Annotated in this window: 5 protein-coding genes and 1 pseudogene; 3 read left to right on the top strand and 3 right to left on the bottom strand. The window is 70.5% G+C overall.

The annotated features are described in order from the left end of the window. Positions 1-30: 30 nt before the first annotated feature. The 3 genes and pseudogenes from LI94_RS18825 to LI94_RS18835 form a co-directional block, all read left to right on the top strand. Positions 31-777: pseudogene (locus tag LI94_RS18825) on the top strand (ABC transporter ATP-binding protein); the annotation flags it as partial. Further along, positions 774-1,685: a glycosyltransferase family 2 protein gene (locus tag LI94_RS18830; RefSeq protein ID WP_046302150.1), complete on the top strand. Its 912-nt coding sequence runs from the start codon at positions 774-776 to the stop codon at positions 1,683-1,685. The pseudogene LI94_RS18825 and the gene LI94_RS18830, both read left to right, overlap by 4 nt. After that, the gene (locus LI94_RS18835; RefSeq protein WP_046302151.1) at positions 1,682-2,512 is read left to right on the top strand and encodes an ABC transporter permease; all 831 of its coding nucleotides are present in this window, start codon (positions 1,682-1,684) and stop codon (positions 2,510-2,512) included. Before LI94_RS18830 ends, LI94_RS18835 begins: the two co-directional genes overlap by 4 nt. Before the next feature lie 63 nt (positions 2,513-2,575). Here the strand turns inward: LI94_RS18835 and LI94_RS25110 are convergent, their stop codons facing one another. The 3 genes from LI94_RS25110 to LI94_RS18850 all read right to left on the bottom strand — a co-directional run. Continuing rightward, positions 2,576-7,117, bottom strand: a complete 4,542-nt coding sequence (locus tag LI94_RS25110) for a PE family protein (RefSeq protein WP_192831005.1) — start codon at positions 7,115-7,117, stop codon at positions 2,576-2,578. A gap of 649 nt (positions 7,118-7,766) precedes the next feature. After that, entirely contained in the window at positions 7,767-8,429 is a 663-nt protein-coding gene (locus LI94_RS18845) for a hypothetical protein (protein WP_024443608.1), read from the bottom strand. Positions 8,430-8,642: 213 nt separating this feature from the next. Next, the coding region (locus LI94_RS18850; RefSeq protein WP_204368863.1) for a hypothetical protein at positions 8,643-8,978 on the bottom strand (336 nt) is incomplete at its 5' end.

Here is an 8,978-nt window from a genome sequence, read left to right on the forward strand (position 1 = left end):
GTCGGCAGCGTCAGATGTGTATAAGAGACAGCCAAGTCACGGTCGCTGAAGAAGGCGTTTCTCGGCAAAGCCGGCGGGGCGATCGGACGCAACAGCTCCAATGTGGTGGTGGTCGAAGCGCTGCGCGACATCACCATGTCACTGTCGCTGGGTGATCGCGTGGGCCTGGTCGGGCACAACGGCGCCGGTAAATCCACGCTGTTGCGGCTGCTTTCGGGCATCTACGAGCCGACCCGCGGGTCGGCCTCGGTGGTGGGCCGGGTGGCGCCGGTGTTCGACCTGGGGGTGGGCATGGACCCCGAGATCTCCGGTTTCGAGAACATCATCATCCGCGGGCTGTTCCTCGGGCAGACCCGCAAGCAGATGGCCGCCAAGGTCGATGAGATCGCAGAATTCACCGAGCTGGGTGACTATCTGGCGATGCCGCTGCGCACCTACTCCACCGGCATGCGGGTGCGCCTGGCGATGGGTGTGGTCACCAGCATCGACCCGGAGATCCTGCTGCTCGACGAAGGTATCGGCGCAGTGGACGCCGAGTTCTTGAAGAAGGCCCAGACCAGGCTGCAGAAACTGGTGGAGCGCTCCGGAATCCTGGTGTTCGCCAGCCATTCCAACGAATTCCTGGCGCGGTTGTGCAAGACCGCGATGTGGATCGACCACGGCACCATCCGGATGACCGGCGGGATCGAGGAAGTGGTCGGCGCCTACGAGGGCCCGGACGCCGCCCGGCACGTGCGCGAGGTGCTGGCGGAGACGCAAACCGAGGAAAAGGCGTGACCGGAACCGTCTACGCCGTCGTCGTCACCCACCGCCGAGTCGCGCAACTGGCCGAGTCACTCAAGGCGCTGGCCACCCAGACCCGGGCGCCGGACCACCTGATCGTCGTCGACAACGATAACGACGCCGCGGTGCGCGACCTGGTGGCCCGACAGCCGGTACCGTCGACCTACCTCGGGTCGCGCAGAAACCTGGGTGGTGCAGGCGGTTTCGCATTAGGAATGCTGCACGCCCTGGCCGCCGGCGCGGATTGGGTATGGCTGGCCGATGACGACGGGCGCCCCGCCGACTCCGGCGTGCTGGCGGCGCTGCTGGCGTGCGCCGCCAAGCACCGGCTGGCCGAGGTGTCGCCGATGGTGTGCAACATCGACGACCCGTCCCGGCTGGCCTTCCCGCTGCGGCGCGGGCTGGTGTGGCGGCGCGAGGTCAGCGAATTGCACAGTGGCGCAGCGGGTGAGGACCTGCTGCCGGGCATCGCGTCGCTGTTCAACGGGGCGCTGTTCACCGCGGATGCCCTGGAGGCGGTCGGGGTGCCGGATCTGCGGCTGTTCATCCGCGGCGACGAGGTGGAGGTGCACCGGCGGTTGGTGCGCTCCGGCCTGCCGTTCGGGACGTGCCTGACCGCGGCCTACCTGCACCCGTGCGGGTCCGAGGAGTTCAAGCCGATCCTGGCCGGCCGGATGCACACCCAATACCCCGACAACGCGACGAAGCGGTATTTCACCTACCGCAACCGGGGCTACCTGATGGCCCAGCCGGGGATGCGGCGACTGCTGATCCAGGAGTGGTTGCGGTTCGGCTGGTTCTTTCTGGTGTCGCGCCGCGATCCGGCCGGGCTGCTGGAGTGGGTCCGGTTGCGCCGGCTGGGACGCCGGGAACAGTTCGCCAAACCCGAGGGGCAGCAATGAGTTTCACCGACGTGGCCGCGGAGTCCAAGAGTTTCGCGCGGGCGCGGGCCGATCTGGTGGACGGGTTCAGCCGCCGCGAGCTGTGGCTGCACCTGGGCTGGCAGGACATCAAGCAGCGTTACCGGCGCAGCGTGCTGGGCCCGTTCTGGATCACCATCGGCACCGCCACCACCGCGGTGGCGATGGGTGGGCTGTACTCCAAGCTGTTCCACCTCGACCTGTCGGTGCACCTGCCGTACGTGACGCTCGGGCTGATCGTGTGGAACCTGCTCAACGCCGCGATCCTGGAAGGCGCCGACGTGTTCGTCGCCAACGAGGGGCTGATCAAGCAGTTGCCGACCCCGTTGAGCGTGCACGTCTACCGGCTGGTGTGGCGCCAGATGATCCTGTTCGCCCACAACATCGTCATCTATATACCGATCGCGCTGATCTTCCCGAAACCCTGGTCGTGGGCCGACCTTTCGGTGATCCCGGCATTACTCCTGATCGCGCTGAACTGCGTGTGGGTGTCGCTGTGCTTCGGGATTCTGGCCACCCGCTACCGCGATATCGCCCCGCTGTTGTTCTCGGTGGTGCAGCTGCTGTTCTTGATGACGCCGATCATCTGGAACTACGACACCCTGCGTGCGCAGGGCGCGTCGCGCTGGACTGCGGTGGTGGAGTTCAACCCGCTGATGCACTACCTGGACCTGGTGCGGCTGCCGCTGCTGGGGGCGCATCAGCCGCTGCGGCACTGGGCGGTGGTGCTGGTGCTGACCGTGGTCGGCTGGTCGGTGGCCGCATTGGTGCTGCGCCAGTACCGGGCGCGGGTGGCGTACTGGGTATAGCGGGAAAAGGCCCCGACCCTGCGCCGCCAAAGGCGGGCAGAGCCGGGGCTTTTCGCCTCTGGGCTACGGAGTGGCCGGGTTGTTCGCCCCGTTGGTGCCGGTCGCGGTCTGACCGTCGGACTGGGCGCCGCCCTGGTTGACGATGTTGCCGTCGGTGCCGTTGCCGCCGGTGGCGTTGGCCCCGGTACCGCTCCCGCCGTTGCCGCCGGTCGCGGTGCCGTTGGTGGCCGTGGACGGGGTGCCCGCGCCGTCGTTGCCAAAGGCGTCGAGCCGACTCGAGCCGGCCTTGCCGCCGGTGCCGCCGTCGAGACCGTCGCCGCCCTTGCCGCCGGACGCCGTTCCATTGGCGATATTGTCCGGGTCGCCGCCGGTGGCGATGCTGGCCTTTCCGCCGTCACCGCCCTGGCCCCCGCCGGTGGCGTCGCCACCGTTGCCGCCCGTAGAGGTGCCACTGGCCGTTCCGCCCGGGCCGCCCAAGGTGCCACCATCGGTGGTCTTGGAACTCTGAATGTCAGAGCTTCCGCCGTTGCCGCCGTGGCTGCCTTCACCGGTGGCGTTGCCGCCGTCACCGCCGGTGGAGGTGCCGTAGGAGTTGCCGCCGACGGCGCCGTAGCCGATCTCGCCGGACTCCAGCTCGCCCCAGGAGCCGTTGCCGCCGACGCCGCCGTCGGTGCCGATACCGCCGTTGCCGCCCTGAGCGATCGCGTCATTGCCGCCACCGCCGATGCTGCCCCCGGCGCCGTCGACCATCAGTTGGCCGCTCCCGCCGTCACCGCCGATGCCGTTGACGCCGGCGCCGCCCGTGCCGCCGGTGGCCGTGCCGGTGATGGTGCTGCCCGAGCCGGTGGCGTCAGCCAGACCGAAACCGCCCTGGCCGCCCTGGCCGCCGTTGCTGCCGGCGCCACCGGCCCCACCGGTGACGGTGGTGTCCGTGACGATGGCGCCGTCGGTGGCGTTGATGACGCCGCTGCCTCCGTCGCCACCCGTCGCGCCGGTGCTGCCGTCGTTCGCACCCCCGTTGCCACCGGTGGCATGGCTGCCGGTGATCGAGCTGCCCTTGCCGATGGCGTTCAGGCCGGCGTCCCCACCGTTGGCGGTGTCGCTCGCGTTTCCGCCGGTGACGGTGCTGTCGGAGATGCTGCCGCCGCCGGTGGCGACCACCGAAGCGCCACCGCCGACGAAGTCACCGTTGTTCTGGCCGTTGGTCACGGTGACGTTGCTGATGGTGCCGCCGCCGGTAGCCTCCAGCACGTTGTCGGCACCGTCCTCGCCGTTGACCCCGTTCGCACCGCCGGCACCGCCGTCACCCCCGGCGATGTGGCCGCCGTCGATGGTGCTGCCCGCCCCGTCCGCGACGACCGCGCCGAGTCCACCGGCGCCGCCATTGCCGCCGACCCCGGTCGTGCTGCCCGCACCACCGTCGCCGCCGTTGCCGCCGGTGGCGGTGCTGTCGGTCACCGTGCCGCCGCTGGTGCCGGCGACGATGGCACCGCCGCCGCCACCACCGCCGCCACCGCCCTGACCCGCGGTCTGGCCGTCGGCCACCCCGCCGGCACCGCCGTTGCCGCCATTACCGCCGGTCGCGCCGTCGCCGATCCCGGCCCCGTTGGCGCCCGCGCCGCCGGCGCCGCCGTTGCCGGCCGTGCCGGTGCCGGAGGTGCCGCCGTTACCGCCGGTGCCGCCGTGGCCGCCGGTGAAGCTCCCGGTGTTGCCGTTGCCACCGGTGCCGCCGTTTCCGCCGTTGCCGGCACCGCTGGCGGCACCCCCGTCACCGCCGGTGCCACCGGAGCCGCCGGTGCTCAACCCCACGCCGGGTAGCTCGCCAGCCACCGGTGCGCCGGTGCCGCCGTTGCCGCCACTACCGCCGTTGCCGGCCTGGCCGTCCTCGGCGGTGCCGCCGGCTCCGCCATTGCCGCCGTGCCCGCCGGCCAGTGTCCCGAACTCGCCGGTGTTGCCCTGGCCGGTGGTGTTACCGCCGTTGCCGCCGCTGCCGCCGTTGCCGGCGGTCTGGTCTCCGGTCGCGTTGGCGCCTGCGCCACCCTGGCCGCCGTAGCCGCCGTGACCGGAGCCGTCGCCACCGGCCCCACCGGTGCCACCGTTGCCGCCGGTGTTGTTGCCGCCGTCAGCGGTACTGGTCACCGCGCCGCCAGCGCCCCCGGCACCACCGGTGCCACCGTAGACACCCTGGCCGCCGCCACCACCGGACCCGCCGTTGCCGGCCTGGAAGCCGGTACCGCCGTTGCCGCCCCGGCCACCGGAACCGCCCACACCCGTCGCATCGGGGTTGGCCGGGCTCAGACCGTTGCCGAGGAAGACGCCGGCCTCGCCGGTCGCCGCGTTGCCGCCGAGCCCGCCGACGCCGCCGTCACCACCGTTGCCGATCTGGCCGAGGCTGCCGTCGGTGCCGTCAGTGTGGCCGTCGCCGCCACCTGTGCCGCCGGTTCCGGCCGTGGCGCCGGGCGCTCCACCGTTGCCGCCGTTGCCACCGGCACCCGCTGCGCCGCCGTTGAGAAGCTCGGAGTCGATGTCATTGGCACCGGAACCACCTACGCCGCCGACGCCGCCGTCGCCACCGTTGCCGCTGTTGCCACCGTTGCCGCCGTTGCCGTTGGTCGCCGAACCGCCGTTGCCGCCGATACCGCCCTGACCACCGTCGCCGGCGTTGCCGCCGGCGCCACCCGCCACGCTCGAGTCATCCGAGTCCGCGCCGCGTCCGCCGTCGCCGCCGGTGCCGCCGACCCCGCCGGCGCCACCGTTACCGCCATTGCCCGAGACCGAACCGCCGTTACCGCCGACACCCCCGGCTCCGCCGTTGCCGCCGACGGCGCCGTCGCCGCCGGCCGTGCCCGGCTCCTGACTGTCAAAACCGGACGCGCCCTGGTCGCCGTTGCCGCCAACGCCGCCGTTGCCGCCGTTGCCATGACTGCCGGCGTTACCGCCGGCGCCGCCGTTACCGCCGGACACGCCCGTGCCACCGATACCGGCACCCCCGGCACCACCGTCACCACCGTTGCCCGACACCGTGTCCGGCAGCGAGCCGGCGGCGCCATCCGCACCCGCGGTACCGGGGGCACCGGCGAACAGACCGGCGCTGGTACCGGCCGCGCCGCCCGCGCCGCCGGCGCCGACCGCACCGAGATCGCCGCCGGCCCCACCTGCGCCGCCGGCCCCGCCGCCGACAATCTCATCACCGACCGCTTCGGTGGTGAATTCCGACGCGGTGCCACCGCCGGCGCCGCCGTTGCCGCCCGCGCCCCCGTTGCCGGCCAGACCGGAACCACCACCGACGCCACCGGCGCCGCCGCTGCCCGCGGCACCCGAGGGGTGCACGCCGAAGAACCCACCAGCACCACCGTTGCCGCCGGCGCCACCGGCACCCGCGGCACCGCCCGAGCCGGCGTTACCGCCGCTACCGCCGGCGCCCCCGTTGCCGCCCGGATCGCTCGCGGGAATGAGTGCGGTGGGCACGATCTCCGGCCCGTTGTTGACATCGCCGTTGCCGCCGGCGCCGCCGTTCCCGCCATTACCGCCGACGCCACCGTTGCCACCGACGCCGCCGTTGCCGCCGGCACCGGAGTTACCGAACAGGCCCGCAGCCCCACCGTTACCGCCGACGGCGCCATTACCACCGGCGAAGCCGTCCGTGCCGTCGGTGCCGTTGCCGCCGTCGGCGCCATCGGCTCCGGTCCCGCCGGCCGGGCTCAGCCCGGCCGCGCCCACGTTGCCGTTGGTGCCGGCGGCACCGTTGCCGCCGTTGCCGCCGGTACCACCATTGCCGCCGTTACCGAAGAAGAAACCACCGGCGCCGCCGAAGCCGCCCACCAAACCGTCGGTGCCGGCCGCCCCGATTCCGTTGACACCGAAGGCGCCGGCGCCGCCGTCACCACCGTTGCCGAGGAGAGAGCCGCCGTCACCGCCGTTGCCGCCGACCAGTCCGAGACCGATGCCGCTGCCGCCGTCGCCGCCGTTGCCGAGCATGCCGGCATTGCCGCCGTCGAGGGTGAACGTCGAACCGGCAGCGAAGCTATAGGTACCGTTCTCGATGTCGGCCAGGGTGACGTCGTTGCCGTCAGCGTCGAGCAGGACCGCGCCGTTGGCGCCGAGCACGTCGCCGTCGGCGTCGACGAATCCGCCTGCGCCGCCGTCACCGAAGAGGAATCCACCGGCGCTCGCCGCGTGGTAGATCAGGTCGCCGTCGGCGTCGAAGCTGACGTAGGCGTCGGCGCCATTGTCGAAGATGCCGTCCAGGCGCAGGCCAACGCCGATCAAGAGCTGACCGACGTCATACAGCGGCTGGTAGATGATCATGTTGATCGAGTTGGCCACCAGCTCGTTGAGGGCTTGGAGCGGATCGGCGGACGCCGCCGAGCCGGCCAGGTCGCCGCCGAACGCGTCGAAACCAAGCCAGCCAAGCCCGGACGTGTCCGCCGCGGGGGTCTCGATCCAGCTGAACAGATCCCCGAAGAAGTCCTCGAAATCGGCACTGGCTGGTGCCGCCGTGAGCGGCGTCATGCCGAACGCCAGGAACGCACCCACTGCGCTGGTGGCGCCCACTGCGGCGCTGAGTCGGCTTTTTGTTGTCTTGGCAGTAGAGCGGTGTGACATGAGATCTCCTCAGGCAGATTAGCCCTTGACGGTTGACACTGACGCTAATTACTTAGCTCGCGTTAAGTTAACAGAGATATTGGAATTTAGGAACCAATTTTGGCGAATCAACTTGCGGCCGCTCTTCGGGCGCCACGCCTCTGACCTGCATGTATTCGTAGCAAGAAGTCTTATTGTGAGGACTATTGTGCAGGTAAAAGGAGGGTTATGCAGAGACGCGGGGGTCGGGAACAGGTGGACATGTGCGGTTTTACCCGGGTTGCTAACGACTCTGGGATAAGACTCCTTGTTTGCGTGCGGCCGCCTTCCTACCAGTGGATAATGCGCGTTTTCCTGACCGCACGCGAGAGGCGGGAGGGTAGCTGGACCGGCACGGCCCCCGTGATCCACGGCGTCCAGTGCGGTACTGCGTCGGTCATCGGCGGCTCGACCGGCCGTGGGGCACGGTCCACGACTACGGACGCCGGCCGCGTGGCGGCGCCGGCGTGCGAATCAGTGACGGCGTGGGCGCCGAAAACGCCACGGCGGCCTGGCCTTTCGACCGGGCCGCCGTTGCCTCAGCTGGACAGCACTGTCATGCCTTTAGGGGATGTGCTTGTCTTCACCCCGGCTGAGCGCAAGTAGCCAGCGGGGCCAGCGGCCGCACGGATCAGGCGACCAGGTCGCCCAGTCCGAAGTCGGTGAGCACGGCGTCGAAGCCGTCCACCGGCAGCCCGGCATCGACAGCGCCCACGGTGAACGCGTCGTCGAGACTCACCGGGACAACGACGTCTTCGACGCCGCCCGTGTGGAACAGGTCGGCCCAACCGGCCACGGCGACCGCTTCACTGGACCCGGTGTCGAGCAGTTGCCCGGTGAACCAGTTGCGGGTCTGGTACCAGTCCACCAGTTCGTCGAACAGGGTCTGCACCGCGTCGACGGCGGTTCCCAGCAGTGTGAAGGTGTCCTGAATGCCTTGCCAGCCCTCGGTCAGCAGGAGCAGCGGCGTACCGATCACCAGGGTCACCGGGATGATCACGAACAGCTCGCCGAGCGCCTCAAGAGAGATGACGAAGGGGAACCAGGGATAGTCCGGGTTGTCCAGAAGCGGGATGATCCAGTTCAGTCCGGTCAAGGTGCCGATGATGTCCATCAGGCTGGAATCGCCGCTCAGCGCAGTCAATTCGACCGGGGCGACGACCGTCGCGGACGGCAGCGGGCCGGGCAGCGCCGCGGCCGGCATCGCTGTCACGCCGCTGGCCGCAAACGCGACCGCACCCGCGGTCGCAACGCTGGCGAGGGCCCGGGTGTATCCGTTCGACGTCGTCCACATAGCCACTGATTGTATTGCAGGGCAGGCATTTTTCGAACACGGAACGCTGTTCTGGCGCGAGTTCTTCTGGGCCTCCGCGGAGTGCTGCCCACTTCAGCCACCGTCGATTTCACCGGTGGGGCGACGCGCGAAAGACGTTGTGCGGGAATGCCTCTGGCAACAAGAAACGCCCCGCACGGTGTGCGGGGCGTTTCTTGCGCAATATCCGAACTACTACGGCAGACCGATCTCCTGGCCGTTGGCGCCGTTCTGGCCGTTGACACCGTTGGCACCCGGAGTGCCAGTACCGCCACCGGCAGCGCCGCCGCCGGCACCGGTGCCGCCAGTGCCGCCGACACCACCCGGCGCTCCAACGCCGTCAGCTCCGTTGCCGCCATCGCCGCCGTTGCCGCCGCTGCCACCGTTGCCGTCGACACCGTCGGTCCCGCCGGTCCCGGCAGTGCCGCCGGCACCACCGATACCACCTCCGGCACCGTTGCCACCGTTGCCGCCGTCGCCACCGGGCTCACCTTCGTCCGCCTGTCTCTTATACACATCTCCGAGCCCACG

Source organism: Mycobacterium sp. UM_Kg27 (assembly GCF_000972905.1).
Classification (GTDB): domain Bacteria; phylum Actinomycetota; class Actinomycetes; order Mycobacteriales; family Mycobacteriaceae; genus Mycobacterium.